Annotated in this window: 15 protein-coding genes; 10 read left to right on the top strand and 5 right to left on the bottom strand. The window is 69.7% G+C overall.

What is annotated here, in order from left to right; genetic code table 11:
- The gene (gene hemW, locus EV141_RS01325) at positions 1-1,233 is read left to right on the top strand and encodes a radical SAM family heme chaperone HemW (RefSeq protein WP_130484172.1); all 1,233 of its coding nucleotides are present in this window, start codon (positions 1-3) and stop codon (positions 1,231-1,233) included.
- A gap of 5 nt (positions 1,234-1,238) precedes the next feature.
- Here the strand turns inward: hemW and EV141_RS01320 are convergent, their stop codons facing one another.
- Entirely contained in the window at positions 1,239-1,622 is a 384-nt protein-coding gene (locus EV141_RS01320) for a DUF4870 domain-containing protein (RefSeq protein WP_241968930.1), read from the bottom strand.
- A gap of 110 nt (positions 1,623-1,732) precedes the next feature.
- Complete coding sequence (locus tag EV141_RS01315) at positions 1,733-2,140, bottom strand: DUF4870 domain-containing protein (protein ID WP_130484171.1); 408 nt, start codon at positions 2,138-2,140, stop codon at positions 1,733-1,735.
- A 270-nt stretch (positions 2,141-2,410) separates the two neighbouring features.
- Here EV141_RS01315 and hrcA point away from each other — a divergent pair, with 270 nt between their 5' ends.
- The 9 genes from hrcA (at position 2,411) to era (ending at position 10,416) form a co-directional block, all read left to right on the top strand.
- On the top strand, positions 2,411-3,430 hold the full coding sequence (gene hrcA, locus EV141_RS01310; protein ID WP_130484170.1) for a heat-inducible transcriptional repressor HrcA: 1,020 nt from the start codon (positions 2,411-2,413) through the stop codon (positions 3,428-3,430).
- A gap of 7 nt (positions 3,431-3,437) precedes the next feature.
- Positions 3,438-4,538 carry a molecular chaperone DnaJ gene (gene dnaJ, locus EV141_RS01305; RefSeq protein WP_130484169.1) on the top strand — a complete coding sequence of 367 codons (1,101 nt, stop codon included), beginning with the start codon at positions 3,438-3,440 and terminating at the stop codon, positions 4,536-4,538.
- A 10-nt stretch (positions 4,539-4,548) separates the two neighbouring features.
- On the top strand, positions 4,549-5,295 hold the full coding sequence (locus EV141_RS01300) for a 16S rRNA (uracil(1498)-N(3))-methyltransferase (RefSeq protein WP_130484168.1): 747 nt from the start codon (positions 4,549-4,551) through the stop codon (positions 5,293-5,295).
- 107 nt (positions 5,296-5,402) lie between these two features.
- A complete protein-coding gene (locus tag EV141_RS01295) occupies positions 5,403-6,113 on the top strand; it encodes a phosphotransferase (RefSeq protein WP_241968929.1) in 711 nt (236 codons plus the stop codon).
- 47 nt (positions 6,114-6,160) lie between these two features.
- Positions 6,161-6,517, top strand: a complete 357-nt coding sequence (locus EV141_RS01290; RefSeq protein WP_130484167.1) for a histidine triad nucleotide-binding protein — start codon at positions 6,161-6,163, stop codon at positions 6,515-6,517.
- 61 nt (positions 6,518-6,578) lie between these two features.
- A complete protein-coding gene (locus EV141_RS01285) occupies positions 6,579-7,649 on the top strand; it encodes a PhoH family protein (protein WP_241969029.1) in 1,071 nt (356 codons plus the stop codon).
- A 34-nt stretch (positions 7,650-7,683) separates the two neighbouring features.
- Positions 7,684-8,145 carry an rRNA maturation RNase YbeY gene (ybeY, locus tag EV141_RS01280; RefSeq protein WP_130484165.1) on the top strand — a complete coding sequence of 154 codons (462 nt, stop codon included), beginning with the start codon at positions 7,684-7,686 and terminating at the stop codon, positions 8,143-8,145.
- Between the two features lie 4 nt (positions 8,146-8,149).
- Entirely contained in the window at positions 8,150-9,505 is a 1,356-nt protein-coding gene (locus EV141_RS01275; RefSeq protein WP_130484164.1) for a hemolysin family protein, read from the top strand.
- Entirely contained in the window at positions 9,502-10,416 is a 915-nt protein-coding gene (gene era / locus EV141_RS01270) for a GTPase Era (protein WP_130484163.1), read from the top strand. The genes EV141_RS01275 and era overlap by 4 nt, the downstream gene beginning before the upstream one ends.
- 366 nt (positions 10,417-10,782) lie before the next feature.
- Here the strand turns inward: era and EV141_RS01265 are convergent, their stop codons facing one another.
- Genes EV141_RS01265 through EV141_RS01260 form a run of 3 tightly spaced genes read right to left on the bottom strand, consistent with a single transcriptional unit; the run spans position 10,783 to position 12,856 of the window.
- Complete coding sequence (locus EV141_RS01265) at positions 10,783-11,469, bottom strand: response regulator (RefSeq protein WP_130484162.1); 687 nt, start codon at positions 11,467-11,469, stop codon at positions 10,783-10,785.
- The gene (locus EV141_RS12205; protein ID WP_157985475.1) at positions 11,466-11,603 is read right to left on the bottom strand and encodes a hypothetical protein; all 138 of its coding nucleotides are present in this window, start codon (positions 11,601-11,603) and stop codon (positions 11,466-11,468) included. The genes EV141_RS01265 and EV141_RS12205 overlap by 4 nt, the downstream gene beginning before the upstream one ends.
- Complete coding sequence (locus EV141_RS01260; protein ID WP_157985474.1) at positions 11,600-12,856, bottom strand: sensor histidine kinase; 1,257 nt, start codon at positions 12,854-12,856, stop codon at positions 11,600-11,602. Before EV141_RS01260 ends, EV141_RS12205 begins: the two co-directional genes overlap by 4 nt.
- Between the last annotated feature and the right edge of the window lie 80 nt (positions 12,857-12,936).

The following is a 12,936-nucleotide window of genomic DNA, read 5'->3' as shown; positions in this document are numbered from 1 at the left end:
GTGCCGAGCGCTCTTCCCATCGCCGACCCCGCCCCTGCCGACGGGGCGTTGCCAGCGAGCGTCGTTGACGGTGCGGCTGACCGCGCCTTCGGGGCGTACCTCCACGTGCCGTACTGCCGGGCGCGCTGCGGCTACTGCGACTTCAACACGTACACGGCCGACGAGGTGCGCGGCACCTCGCGCGCCGACTTCGCGGGCCAGGCGATCGGCGAGGTGATGCTGGCCGCCCGCGTGCTCGACGCCGCGGGCTTGCCGCGCCGGCCCGCGAGCACGGTGTTCTTCGGCGGGGGAACCCCGACGCTGTTACCCACGAGTGACCTCGCCGCCATGCTCGACGCCGTGCGTGACGCGTTTGGCCTCGCCGACGGCGCCGAGGTGACGACCGAGGCGAACCCTGACTCGATCGACGCGGCGGGCTTTGCCGAGCTCGCCGCTGCGGGGTTCACCCGCGTGAGCCTCGGCATGCAGTCGGCGGTGCCGCACGTCTTGGCCACCCTCGAGCGCACGCACGACCCCGCGAATGTGCCGCGCCGGGTCGCCGAGGCCCGCGATGCCGGCCTGCAGGTCAGCGTTGACCTCATCTTCGGCACCCCCGGCGAGAGTCTCGCCGACCTCGACGCGAGCATCGACGCCGCCCTTGCAACCGAGCCCGATCACCTGAGCGCCTACGCCCTCATCGTTGAGGAGGGCACGAAGCTCGCCCGGCAGATCGCCCGCGGCGAGGTTCCGCCCGTCGACGATGACCTGCACGCCGACATGTACGAGCATCTGGATGTGCGCCTCGCCGCCGCGGGATACGACTGGTACGAGGTCAGCAATTGGGCGCGCGACGACAACCACCGATCGCGCCACAACCTCGCCTACTGGACGGGCGAAGACTGGTGGGGCGTCGGCCCGGGCGCGCACAGCCACGTCGGGGGCGTGCGCTGGTGGAACGTCAAGCACCCCGCCGCCTATGCGCAGCGGCTCGCGGTCGGGGAGAGCCCGGCGGCGGGCCGCGAAACACTCGACCCCGAGACGCGCCGCGTCGAACGCGTGCTGCTCGAGACGCGCACCGCCCTGGGGCTGCCGATCGACGTGCTCGATGCCGAGGGACGCACCGCCGTCGCCGGCCTCATCGCCGACGAATTGGTGGATGCGCACCTCGCGATCCGCGGGCGCCTCGTGCTCACGCCGCGCGGCCGCCTGCTCGCCGACGGGGTGGTGCGTCGACTGCTGCCGAACGACCTGTAGACCGTCTAGTCCTTGATGAACGGGATCGACAGCGGGTAGCGGTACATCTCGCCGCGGTTCGCGGCGAGCGCCGCGATGATCGAGAGCACGAGGATGGCGATCGACACGGCCAGGATGATCAGGAACCCGATCAGCACCAGCGTGAGAATGCCGCCAACGATCGAGGCGATCAGCATCGTCAGCTGGAAGTTCAGGGCAGTGGCCGCGTGACCCTTGACGAACGGACCGCGGTCTTTCATCACGAGGTAGCCGATCAGCGACGGGATGAAGCCAAAGAAGATGCCACCGACGTGAATCAGGGTGGCCCACAGCTTCTCGTCTTCGGGGCGCATGGGCTGCGGCGCGGCCGAGTAGGGGCTGGCGGGGGGCGGGGGAGGCGCGTCAGACATGTGCCCAGTAAACACCCAGACAGCCTGCGCGGGCGAGACCCGCGCCCGTGTCGGAACGCACGACGGGGCCCGGCCGAGTGGCCGAGCCCCGTCGTGGACGCGGTTGGGCGTTACTTCACCAGGCGAATGGCGATCGGGTAGCGGTAGGCCACGCCGTCCTTCGCCTTGCTGAAGCCCATGATGCTCCAGATGAGCGACAGCACCCAGAGCGCCAGCGGCAGAATCCAGCCGATGAAGGCCCAGATGCCGAAGGTCACCGCGGTGAGGACCGAATTGATGATGAAGATCGCGATCTGACCGATCGCCATCGTGATCTGGAAGTTCAGCGCCTCTTTCGATTCTTGGCGCGTGAACGAGCCGCGATCCTTGAACACGAGGTAGATGATGAGCGACGGCAGCAGGCCGATGATGCCGCCGAGGTGGGCGAATGACGCCCACTGACGGTCTTCTGACTCGCTGAGCGCGGCGCCGGAGGTGGATGCGCCCTGGGGCGGCGGGGGAGGAGGGGTGTCAGTCATGGGGTGAACTGCCTTTCGAGTGCTCGAACGGTGCGAATGATTACCCGGGGTGGAGCATGACCGTGTCGTCGCGGGCGGGAGACGAGCATCCGTCCGCTGCCGACACAGTCCCGACGGTACTCGGGGCGCACCGCCGTGGCAACGATTTCCGTGCCGCGCGCCGCGGTAGAATTGGCAGTCATCGTCGGCGAGTGCCAGGGCGCCCCCGCGGGGCGCCGGGCACATTCGGCGCCGGCGACACATCGACGCGATCACGAAAGGGGGCCTCGCATGGTGTCAGAACGCGCTCAGCAGGTGCTCCGGGCGATCGTGCAGGACTACGTGTCGTCGCGCGAGCCGGTGGGCTCGAAGGCGCTCGTCGAGCGCCACCAGTTCGGGGTGAGCTCGGCAACGATTCGCAACGACATGGCACTGCTCGAAGAAGAAGAGCTGATCACGGCGCCCCACACCTCGTCGGGCCGCGTGCCGACCGACAAGGGCTACCGGCTCTTCGTCGACCAGCTCGCCGAGTTGCGGCCGTTGAGCGCCGGTCAGCGTCAGGCGATCACGCAGTTCTTGGATCAATCGGTCGACCTCGACGACGTGTTTGCGCGCACCGTGCGCCTGCTCAGCCAGCTGACGAACCAGGTGGCGCTCGTTCAGTACCCGACGCTCGGCAACGCACGCGTGCGGCACGTGGAGTTCGTGCCCATGACGCCGACGCGCCTCATGACGGTGTTCATCACCGACGGGGGCCGGGTCGATCAGCGCATCATCGAGCTCCCGCGTGAGGCCGACGAGGTCTTCATCGGCGAGCTGCGCGCAAAGGTCAACGCGCTGCTCGACGGCCGCGCACTCGCCGAGGTGGGCGACCTTGCCGGCGACCTCAGCGAACAGTTCGCGCCCGAACGCCGCGACGCCGTGCGCGTCGTAGCGGAGGCGCTCGTCGGCCACGTGGATGCGCATCGCCAAGATCGTCTCGTCATGGCGGGGGCGGCGAACCTCGTGCGCACCGAGGGCGACTTTGCCGGCAGCGTGTATCCGGTTTTGGAGGCCATTGAAGAGCAGGTCACCCTGCTGAAGCTTTTTGGCGAGATGGAACTCGATCAGCAGTCGGTGGCCGCGCGCATTGGCCGCGAGAACACCGAAGCGCTGAGCGAGACGGCCGTCGTGACGAGCGCGTACAGGATGGGCGCAGACCAATCGGCGAGGCTGGGCGTTCTGGGCCCGACCCGCATGGACTATTCGAACAACATGGCAGCGGTGCGCGCGGTGGCGCGATATGTCAGCCGACTGCTGGGTGAGGACTAACAGCCCCGTGGCAGATCATTACGAAACCCTCGGTGTGGCGCGCGACGCAAGCGCCGACGAGATCAAGAAGGCCTATCGCCGGCTCGCGCGCGAGCTGCACCCCGACGTGAACCCGTCGGGCGAGGCCGCCGAGCGCTTCAAGCAGGTCACCCACGCGTACGACGTGCTGAGCGACCCGAACCAGCGTCAGCAGTACGACCTGGGCGGCTCGGGCGGCATGGGTGGTGCGGGCTTCGGCGGCTTCGGCGACATCTTCGAAACCTTCTTCGGCGGCGGCCAGTCGCAGCGCGGCCCTCGCTCGCGGCGTGAGCGCGGGCAAGACGCCCTGCTGCGCGTCGAGGTCGAACTGCACGAGATCATCTTCGGTACGACCCGCACGCTCGAGGTCGACACCGCCGTGCTGTGCGAGACCTGCAACGGCTCGTGCTGTGCCCCCGGAACCGAGCCGGTGACGTGTGACATCTGCCGCGGCTCCGGCCAGATTCAGCGCACCGTTCGCAGCCTGCTCGGCAACGTGATGACGTCGTCGCCGTGTGGCTCGTGCCGCGGCTACGGCACGGTCATTCCGAGCCCCTGCCCCTCGTGTGCCGGTCAGGGCCGGGTGCGCGCCCGCCGCAACGTGCCGGTCGACATCCCCGCAGGCGTCGACACGGGCCTGCGCATTCAGCTACCCGGTCAGGGCGAGGTCGGCCCCGCCGGTGGCCCGAACGGCGACCTGTACCTCGAGATCAAGGTGAAGACGCACGAGACCTTCAGCCGTCAGGGCGATGACCTGATGGCGACCGTCGAGGTTCAGATGGCCGACGCGATTCTCGGCACGACGGTGACGTTGCCCGCGCTCGACGGCGACGTGTCGATCGAGGTGAAGCCCGGCACCCAGAGCGCCGAGGTCATCACGGTGAAAGAGCGCGGCATTACGCGCCTGCGCGGCTCGGGTCGCGGCGACCTGAAGCTCGGCATTCAGGTGGTCACGCCCGTGCGCCTCAACAGCAAAGAGACGAAGCTCATTCAAGAGTTCGCGCAGAGCCGCCGCCCGGTGCCTCCGCAGTTCTCGACGTTCCAGCAGGGCCTGTTCTCGAAGCTGCGCGACCGCTTTCTGAACCTGTAGCGTCGCGGGCGTGGCGCACTTCTACCTCGACGAGAGCCTCGCGCTTGGTTGCGCTTCGGCGGGTGACGAGGTGGCGCTCACTGGCCCGGACGCGCGGCATGCCGTGACGGTGGCGCGGCTGCGCGTCGGCGAAACCGTGCGCGTCGGCGACGGCGCAGGCACGATCGCGCTCGGCCGCGTCACTGACGCGGCGCCCGATCGGGTCGCGCTTGTCCTCGACAGGGTGGATGCGCATCCCGCCCCCGCAACGCGCCTGACGCTCGTGCAGGCGCTCGCGAAGGGCGACCGCGACGAGTTGGCCGTTCAGGCGGCGACCGAGCTCGGCGTCGACGCGATCGTGCCGTGGCAGGCCGCCCGCAGCGTGTCGGTCTGGAAGGGCCCGAAGGCCGAGAAGGGACGGGCACGGTGGCAGGCGATCGTGCGCGAGGCGTCGAAGCAGGCCATCCGGCCGCGCGTGCCCGAGGTGTCGGCGATCACAACGATCCGCGAGCTGCTGGCTCGGGCCGCGAGCGAGGGCACGACGGTGCTCGTGCTCGAACCGACGGCTACTGAGCGGCTGAGCGCGCTCAATCCGGACGAGCTCAGCGCAGAGGTGCTGCTCGTCGTCGGGCCCGAGGGGGGCGTTAGCTCCGACGAGCTCGGCGCCCTCACCGCGGCGGGCGCGCGCCCCGTGTTGCTCGGCGATACGGTGTTGCGTACCTCGACCGCGGGGCCCGCGGCTCTCGCGGTGCTGTCGACGACCCTCGGGCGCTGGTGAGCGCGGCTGGTCGACCCCCGAGAGCCGCTGAGCGGGCGACACAGCCTGATGCAGGGGCTACGCTCCCACCCGGTCTGCGCGCACAGCTCGCGCTCGACGACCGCAGCGTGCCGCCCGCGGTCGCTGACCTAGCGACTCGACTTCGCCCTGGTGTTGACCCCGAGCCGCTGTGGCGCAACCAGCTCGGCGGCCTCACCGTGGCGCTGGGCGACGCCGTACTCAAGCACGTGCCCGCCCAGATCGTGCGCGATCACCCGCGCGAGCCGACCCCGCTCGACGAGGCAGAGCGCATTGCCTGGGTCGGCGACCGCCACCCCGTGCCGCGCGTGCTCGACGCCGGAGCCGACGACGATGGCCAGTGGCTGCTCACCGCCCGCATTGACGCGACCACCGCTGTCGCCGAGCGCTGGCGTGCCGAGCCCCGCGCGACGGTGCGCGCGCTCGGTGCCGCCCTGCGTCGCCTGCACGACGCGCTGCCCGTGGACGGATGCCCGTGGCGGCTCCCCGACGCGCTGCTCGCCGACACGCCCGCTCACGACCTCGTCGTCAGCCACGGCGATGCGTGCGCGCCGAACACCGTGCTCGACGACGCCGGGCGCTTCGCCGCGCACGTCGACCTCGGCGCACTTGCCGTCGCCGACCGGCACCTCGACCTCGCGGTGGGGCTGCAGTCGCTCGAGTGGAACTACGGCCCGGGGTGGGAGGCCGAGTATCTGGCGTCCTACGGGCTCGACGCCGACCCCGCGCGGCTCGCCCGCTGGTGGGCCTGGTGGAACTCAGGCGGGTCGGAAAGCCGCTCCGCCGACAGCGAACCCTGAGCGCGAACCGGGGGCGTGCATCCATCCCCGGGCCTAGAATCGGCGGCATGACGAGCCCCGAGCCCACGATCTTCGAGCGCATTATCGCGCGCGAGATTCCGGCCGACATCGTGCACGAAACCGAGACGCTGATCGCCTTCCGCGACATCGCGCCACAGGCCCCCGTGCACCTGCTCGTCGTGCCGAAAACCGCCGAGTACGCGACTGTCGCCGAACTCGCCGAGGCCGACCCCGCGCTGCTCGCCGAGGTGGTGGCGACCGCGAAGCTGCTCGCCGAGACGCACGCCGACGGCCACTACCGTCTCGTCTTCAACTCGGGCGAGGCGGCCGGCCAGACCGTCTTCCACGTGCACGCCCACGTGCTCGCTGGCGGACTCGATGAGGGGTCGCTTGCCCACGGATAGCGCGCCCACCTCCGGCGCCGGCGCGCCGTACACCCGCCAGCTCGAGATCGATGGCGTGGCGATGGTTCGGCTGCTCGGCCCGCAAGACCGGCTACTCACGACGCTTGAGCGCGAGCACGCCGGCGTTGACGTGCACGTGCGCGGCAATCAGATCACCCTGCAGGGCGAGCGCCCCGCAGTCGAACAGGCGGCAACGCTGGTAGAGGAGCTCATCCGAATGGTGCGAGGCGGAACCGACCTCGGCGAGGTCGACGTGCAGAGTTCGGCGCGGATCCTGCGCGACGGTGCGGGCAGCCCGGCCGACGTGCTGAGCCAGGCGATCTTGACGAGTCGCGGCAAGAGCATCCGCCCGAAGACCCTCGGTCAGAAGGCGTACGTCGACGCGATCGACGAGAACACGATCGTGTTCGGCATCGGGCCAGCAGGTACCGGCAAGACCTACCTCGCGATGGCGAAGGCGGTGCAGGCGCTGCAGCGCAAAGAGGTCGACCGCATCATCTTGACCCGCCCGGCCGTCGAGGCGGGCGAGCGCCTGGGGTTCCTCCCCGGCACGCTGACCGACAAGATCGACCCGTACCTGCGGCCCCTCTACGACGCGCTCAACGAGATGATGGATCCGGAGCTCGTGCCGAAGCTGCTCGCCTCCGGCGTGGTCGAGGTCGCGCCGCTCGCCTACATGCGCGGGCGCACCCTCAACAACTCGTTCGTCGTGCTCGACGAGGCGCAGAACACGACGCCCGAGCAGATGAAGATGTTCCTCACGCGCCTCGGCTTCGGCTCGTCGATGGTCGTCACCGGCGACATCACGCAGGTCGACCTGCCGGGCGGCGCGTCGGGCCTATCGCTCGTGACGCGCGTGCTCGATGGCATCGACGACATCCACTTCGCGCGCCTCACGAGCGACGACGTCGTGCGTCACAACCTGGTTGGCCGCATCGTCGACGCGTACACGAAGTACGACGCCGAGAAGCAGAAGGCCGAATACGAGCGCACCGAGCGCCGACGCGCGAACGCGGGCAGCGCATCCGATTCGGATGCGCGGGGCGCGACGGGCGTGAATCGCGCCGCCCGGCGCCAGGCGACCCGCGACCGGCTTCCCGGGCGCAGCCGCCGCGATACGCAACGATGGTGACCGTGAACCGGATCGCTGAACTGCAGGTGCGCGCGTGAGCGTTGAGATCAACAACGAGTCGGGTGTCGCCGTCGACGAGGCCGCCATTCAGCGGCTCGTCATGTACGCCTTCGAGCACCTGAACGTGCACGCCGACGCGGAAGTCGCCATCCAGATGGTCGATGAGGGCGCCATGGAGCGCCTGCACATCGAGTGGATGGACGAGCCCGGCCCAACCGACGTGCTCAGCTTCCCGATGGACGAGCTGCGCCCCGGCACCGACGAAGAGCCGACCCCGCCGGGCCTCCTCGGCGACATCGTGCTGTGCCCGCAGGTCGCCATCGCGCAGGCGGCGACGGCCGGTCACTCGACGATGGACGAGCTGCTGCTCTTGACGACCCACGGCCTGCTGCACCTGCTTGGCTTCGACCACGCCGAGCCTGCCGAGGAACGCGAAATGTTCGGCATCCAGCGCGACGTGCTCGTCGGGTTCACGCTGGCCGAACGCAAACGCTGAGGCGATGATCCTCACCGTCGTTTTCTTCGCCACCGCGTTCGTGCTGGTGGTGCTCGGTGGCCTCTTCGCCGCGATCGACGCCGCGCTCGGCGTGCTCAGCCGCAACGACCTCGTCGAGCTCGCCGCCGAGCGCAAGAAGCCGCAGCGGCTGCTGACGATCTCGAACGACATCGGCGCGCACGTCAACGCGCTGAATTTCTTGCGCATCGTCGCCGAAACGATCGCCGCGGTGCTGGTGACGCTCGCGTTCGCGAGCATCCTCGAGCCCTGGTGGCTCGTGCTCGGGGTGAGCGCGCTCATCATGATCGGCGTCTCGTTCGTGCTGGTTGGGTCGAGCCCGCGCAGCGTGGGTCGGGCCCAACCGCGCCCGCTGATCGTCGCCACCGCGCCCCTCGTGCGCGCGATCCGTGTGCTGACAAGGCCCATCGCCGACGCCCTCGTCGTGTTGGGCAACCGCGTCACACCGGGCCGCCCCCGCAGTGCGGCCTTCTCGAGCGAAGAGCAGCTGCTGTCGATGGTCGACGAGGCGACCGACCTCGACGTGCTCGAGGTCGAAGACCGCGAGCTCATCCACTCGATCTTTGAGTTCAACGACACGATCGTGCGCGAGGTCATGGTGCCGCGCACCGACATGATCGTGCTCGAGACGCAGCAGACGGTCGCCGAGGCGATGGCGCTGTTTCTCGAGAAGGGGGTGTCGCGCATCCCGCTGATCGGCGACGACGCCGACGACATTCGCGGTGTCGTCTACCTGCGGGATGTGACCCGGTTGACGGTGTCGTCGCCTGCGTCAGCGGGTGCGACGCTCGTGGATGAGTTGGCGAAGCCCGCCCAGTTCTTGCCTGAGTCGAAAAAGGCCGACGATGCGCTGCGGCAGTTGCAGGTGCAGTCGAACCACCTCGCGCTCGTCGTCGACGAGTACGGCGGCATCGCCGGCCTCGTGACCATGGAAGACCTCATCGAGGAGCTCATCGGCGACATCACCGACGAGTACGACCGCGAAGAGTCGACCTTCGAGCGGCTCGACGACAACCGCTACCGGGTGAGCGCGCGCATGCCGATCGACGAACTCGGAGACCTCTTCGGCATCGAGCTCGACGACGACGACGTCGACACCGTTGGAGGCCTGCTCGCGAAGCACCTCGACCGCCTGCCGGTCGCCGGGTCGACCACCGAGGTCGACGGCCTGCACCTGACCGCCGAGCGCACCGAGGGTCGCCGCAAGCGCGTCGTCACCGTGCTCGTTGAGGCCGACCAGGCCCTCATTGACGCGCGGCTCGCATTCGCGGCCGCCTCCGCCGACACCGGCGCGATTCCTGTTCAGGATGCGCGCCCCGCCTCCCCAAGGAGCGCCCCGTGAGCGACACCCCTTCGTCCACAACCGCGGAACACCGAGCCGGATTCGTGACCTTTGTCGGCCGCCCGAACGTCGGCAAGTCGACGCTCACCAACGCGCTGGTCGGCGAAAAGGTCGCGATCACGTCCTCGAAGCCGCAGACCACGCGGCGCGCGATCCGCGGAATCGTGCACCGGGCATCCGGGCAATTGATCGTCGTCGACACGCCGGGCATGCACCGGCCGCGCACGCTGCTCGGCGAGCGGCTCAACGCCCTTGTGCAAGAGACCCTCGGCGACGTCGACGTCATCGGCTTCTGCGTGCCCGCCGGCGAGCCGATCGGGCCGGGCGACAGGTTCATCAACGAGCAGCTCGACAACTTTCCGCGCACTCGCAAGGTCGCGATCGTCACGAAGACTGACGCGGTGGGCGGCACGAAGGTCGCTGAGCAACTGCTCGCCGTCTCGCAGTTGCGCGAGTGGGACATGGTGATCCCGCTGTCGGCGGTGACCGGAGACCAGGTCGAACTGCTCGCCGACGAGCTGATCGGGCTCATGCCGGTGTCGCCGCCCCTCTACGAGGCCGAGTCGACGACCGACGAGACCGAAGAAGATCGGGTTGCCGAGCTGATCCGCGAGGCCGCGCTCGAGGGCGTGAGCGACGAGCTGCCGCACTCGCTGGCCGTCACCATCGACGAGATGATCGAGCGCGACGGCGACGGCCTGCTGCAGATCTTCGCCAACGTCTGGGTCGAGCGCGACAGCCAGAAGGGCATCATCATTGGCCACCGCGGCTCGCGGCTCGGCGACGTGGGGCGACGCGCGCGCGGCGAGATCGAGGCTTTGCTGGGGCGCAAGGTGTTCTTGAAGCTGCACGTGAAGGTCGCCAAAGAGTGGCAGCGCGACCCGAAGCAGTTGGGTCGGCTCGGGTTCTAGGGAGCGGCGCGGGCGCGCGCCTTCGTGACGGGCCGAGTGTCGTGGGTGCCTTCCGGGCGGGTTGCGTGTCGCGTAGCCCCGGTCTGGGTTGCGACCCCCGGCGTGTTGTCACCGACACGCCCAGTCAATGGCGAAACACCGGGGCGATGCGACAGCTGGCGCGCGGGCGGTGTCTGCCACACCGACAGTTTTCGCGCGCGTGCGGCGTTTATGCTCCGCACGTCGGCGAGTTGCGCCGCACTGTCGGTCCTGCAGACATCGACCCCGGCTACGTCCGGTGTCAGGCCGCACCGCCCCGTGCCACGTCGCCGGCGGGCGAGCCGGCGGAGTCTTCGCGGCCCTCATCGCTGACCCTTGAGCCGGCCCTCAGCGGCGGGGCAGCAGCCCGTTGTCGTGCGCGTAGAGCACCACCTGCACGCGGTCGCGCAGGCTGAGCTTCGCGAGGATGCGGCCGACGTGCGACTTCACGGTCGCCTCGCTGACGAACTCGCGCTCGGCGATCTCGGCGTTGCTGAGTCCCTCAGCGATGGCGCCGAAGATCTGGCGCTCGCGGGGGCTGAGGGCGGTGAGGGCGGCGTCGCGCGCGGCGGCGACGTCCGTCGGGAGCGCGGGGCGTGCATCCACGTGGGTGAGCAGGTCGGCGATCGCGCCGGGCGCGACGACGGCGTGACCGCCGTGCACGGCGCGGATTGCGGCGAGCAGGAACTCGGGCTCGGCGTCCTTCAGCAGGAACCCGCTTGCGCCGGCGCGAATCGCCCGCAGCGCCGCGTCGTCGAGATCGAAGGTGGTGAGCACGATGACGCGCGGGGCGCGACGGCCGGCATCGCCCGCCGCCGCGACGATTCCCGCCGTGCCAGCGATGCCGTCGACGCGCGGCATGCGGATGTCCATGAGCACGACGTCGGGCGAATGCTCGGTGGCCGCGGTCACGGCCTCCTCGCCGTCGCTCGCCTCGCCGACCACGGTGAGGTCGGGCTGCGAGTCGATCAGCATGCGCACCCCACGGCGGAACAGCGGCTGGTCGTCGACCAGCAGCACGCGGATCACTGTCACGCCGTGGCCCAGGGAAGGCTCGCCGGGGTGAGGGGTCGGCGCGGCACCAGCACGAGCCTGATGGGCACCACGATGGTGGGCGCGGGCGCGATGGTCATCACGGCCGCGGACGAGGGGGAGACAGGAGCGGTCATGCGAGCACCTCGGTATCAATCGTGTCGGGGGTGGCGGGCTCGGGGTGAGAGTGTTCGCGCGGCTCACGGGGGAGGCGCGCCCGCACACGGAATGTCGCCCCTTCGCGGATGCTGAACTCGCCGCCCGCAAGGATCGCGCGTTCGCGCATCCCGTCGATGCCGTGGCCGCGTTCGGGCGGGAACTCACCGTGCGTGACCTCTGTGACGGCGGCGTCGGCTGACGCCGGGGCCGGGGCCGCCGCGACGTTCGTGACGAGCAGGTCGACGGCTGCGTCGCCCCAGTCGAGGTCCAGGGTCGCCGCACCGTCGCCGTGGCGGAGGGCGTTTGTGAGCGATTCCTGCACGATGCGGTAAAGCGCGAGCTCGCGGGCGTCGGTGAGACCGCCGCGGTCGCCGAACTCGTGCACGGTGAGCGTGAGCCCCGAATCGCGGAACGAGTCGACCAGCGCGTCGAGGTTCTGAATCCCCGGCTGCGGCCCGGCCTCCTGCGTGTGGCGGAGCTCGGTGAGCAGGGTGCGCACGTCGGCGAGCGCGTCGCGCGCGGTCTGCGCGATCGTGCCGAAGGCGTCGGCCGCGCCGGGGGAGTCGGCCGTTGTCGCGTAGCGCGCACCGTCGGCCTGCGCTATCACGACCGTGAGGGAGTGCGCCACGATGTCGTGCACGTCGCGCGCGACCCGCGTGCGCTCGGCCTCGAGGTCGGCGCGGGTGAGCGCGGCATCGCGCTCGGTGCTGACGGCGGTGACGGTCGCGCTGAGCGCCCGGCGGTTGCGGATGCTCCGCACCAGTTCGCCCGCAAACCAGCCCAGAGCGGGCATGAGCAAGACGATGAGCCCGAGAGGGCCCAGGCCATAGGCGGCGACGGAGATGCCCCCCGCAACGAACCCCGCGGTCAGTGCGACCGCTGCGATCCGCCCGGTCCACTGCACCGTGACGCTTCCGTACGCGACGGTGCCGAAGATCGACAGGTAGATCGGCAGCCAGAGAGCGCCGCTCGGCGTGCCCCCTGACCAGCCTGCAATGAGCACGAACAGCATCGCCAATGACGAGACTGCGAGCGCGATCACCGGTGCCAAGTGATAAAATGCGATCCCGGCCCCGAGTAGCACTAGAACCGCCCCGATCGCGAGGTTGCCGGTCTCGGCAGCTCCGTAGTACGCCACGGTGAGCGAGAACAACGCTCCTACAGCACTCTCAGCGAGCAATCGAAGGCGTGAGCCGCGGGTGAGGATGCTGTGTGCGAGGGAATCGAACATGAGCGTCACGCTACGCATCGCGAAGCGGCACGTCGCGCGAAACGCGCCCCGTTCATCCGCTCGGATGCGAGCTTTCATCC

It is taken from the genome of Microcella putealis (assembly GCF_004216575.1).
GTDB classification, from domain to species: domain Bacteria; phylum Actinomycetota; class Actinomycetes; order Actinomycetales; family Microbacteriaceae; genus Microcella; species Microcella putealis.
This window is presented reverse-complemented; position numbering and strand designations above follow the sequence as displayed.

Excerpts from the sequence above, each read along its gene's own strand:
- EV141_RS01315 (WP_130484171.1), bottom strand. The coding sequence starts at position 2,140 with ATGACTGACACCCCTCCTCCCCCGCCGCCCCAGGGCGCATCCACCTCC.
- EV141_RS01275 (WP_130484164.1), top strand. The coding sequence starts at position 8,150 with ATGATCCTCACCGTCGTTTTCTTCGCCACCGCGTTCGTGCTGGTGGTG.
- hrcA (WP_130484170.1), top strand. The coding sequence starts at position 2,411 with ATGGTGTCAGAACGCGCTCAGCAGGTGCTCCGGGCGATCGTGCAGGAC.
- EV141_RS01320 (WP_241968930.1), bottom strand. The coding sequence starts at position 1,622 with ATGTCTGACGCGCCTCCCCCGCCCCCCGCCAGCCCCTACTCGGCCGCG.
- EV141_RS01260 (WP_157985474.1), bottom strand. The coding sequence starts at position 12,856 with ATGTTCGATTCCCTCGCACACAGCATCCTCACCCGCGGCTCACGCCTT.
- EV141_RS01290 (WP_130484167.1), top strand. The coding sequence starts at position 6,161 with ATGACGAGCCCCGAGCCCACGATCTTCGAGCGCATTATCGCGCGCGAG.
- EV141_RS12205 (WP_157985475.1), bottom strand. The coding sequence starts at position 11,603 with ATGACCGCTCCTGTCTCCCCCTCGTCCGCGGCCGTGATGACCATCGCG.
- EV141_RS01285 (WP_241969029.1), top strand. The coding sequence starts at position 6,579 with ATGGTTCGGCTGCTCGGCCCGCAAGACCGGCTACTCACGACGCTTGAG.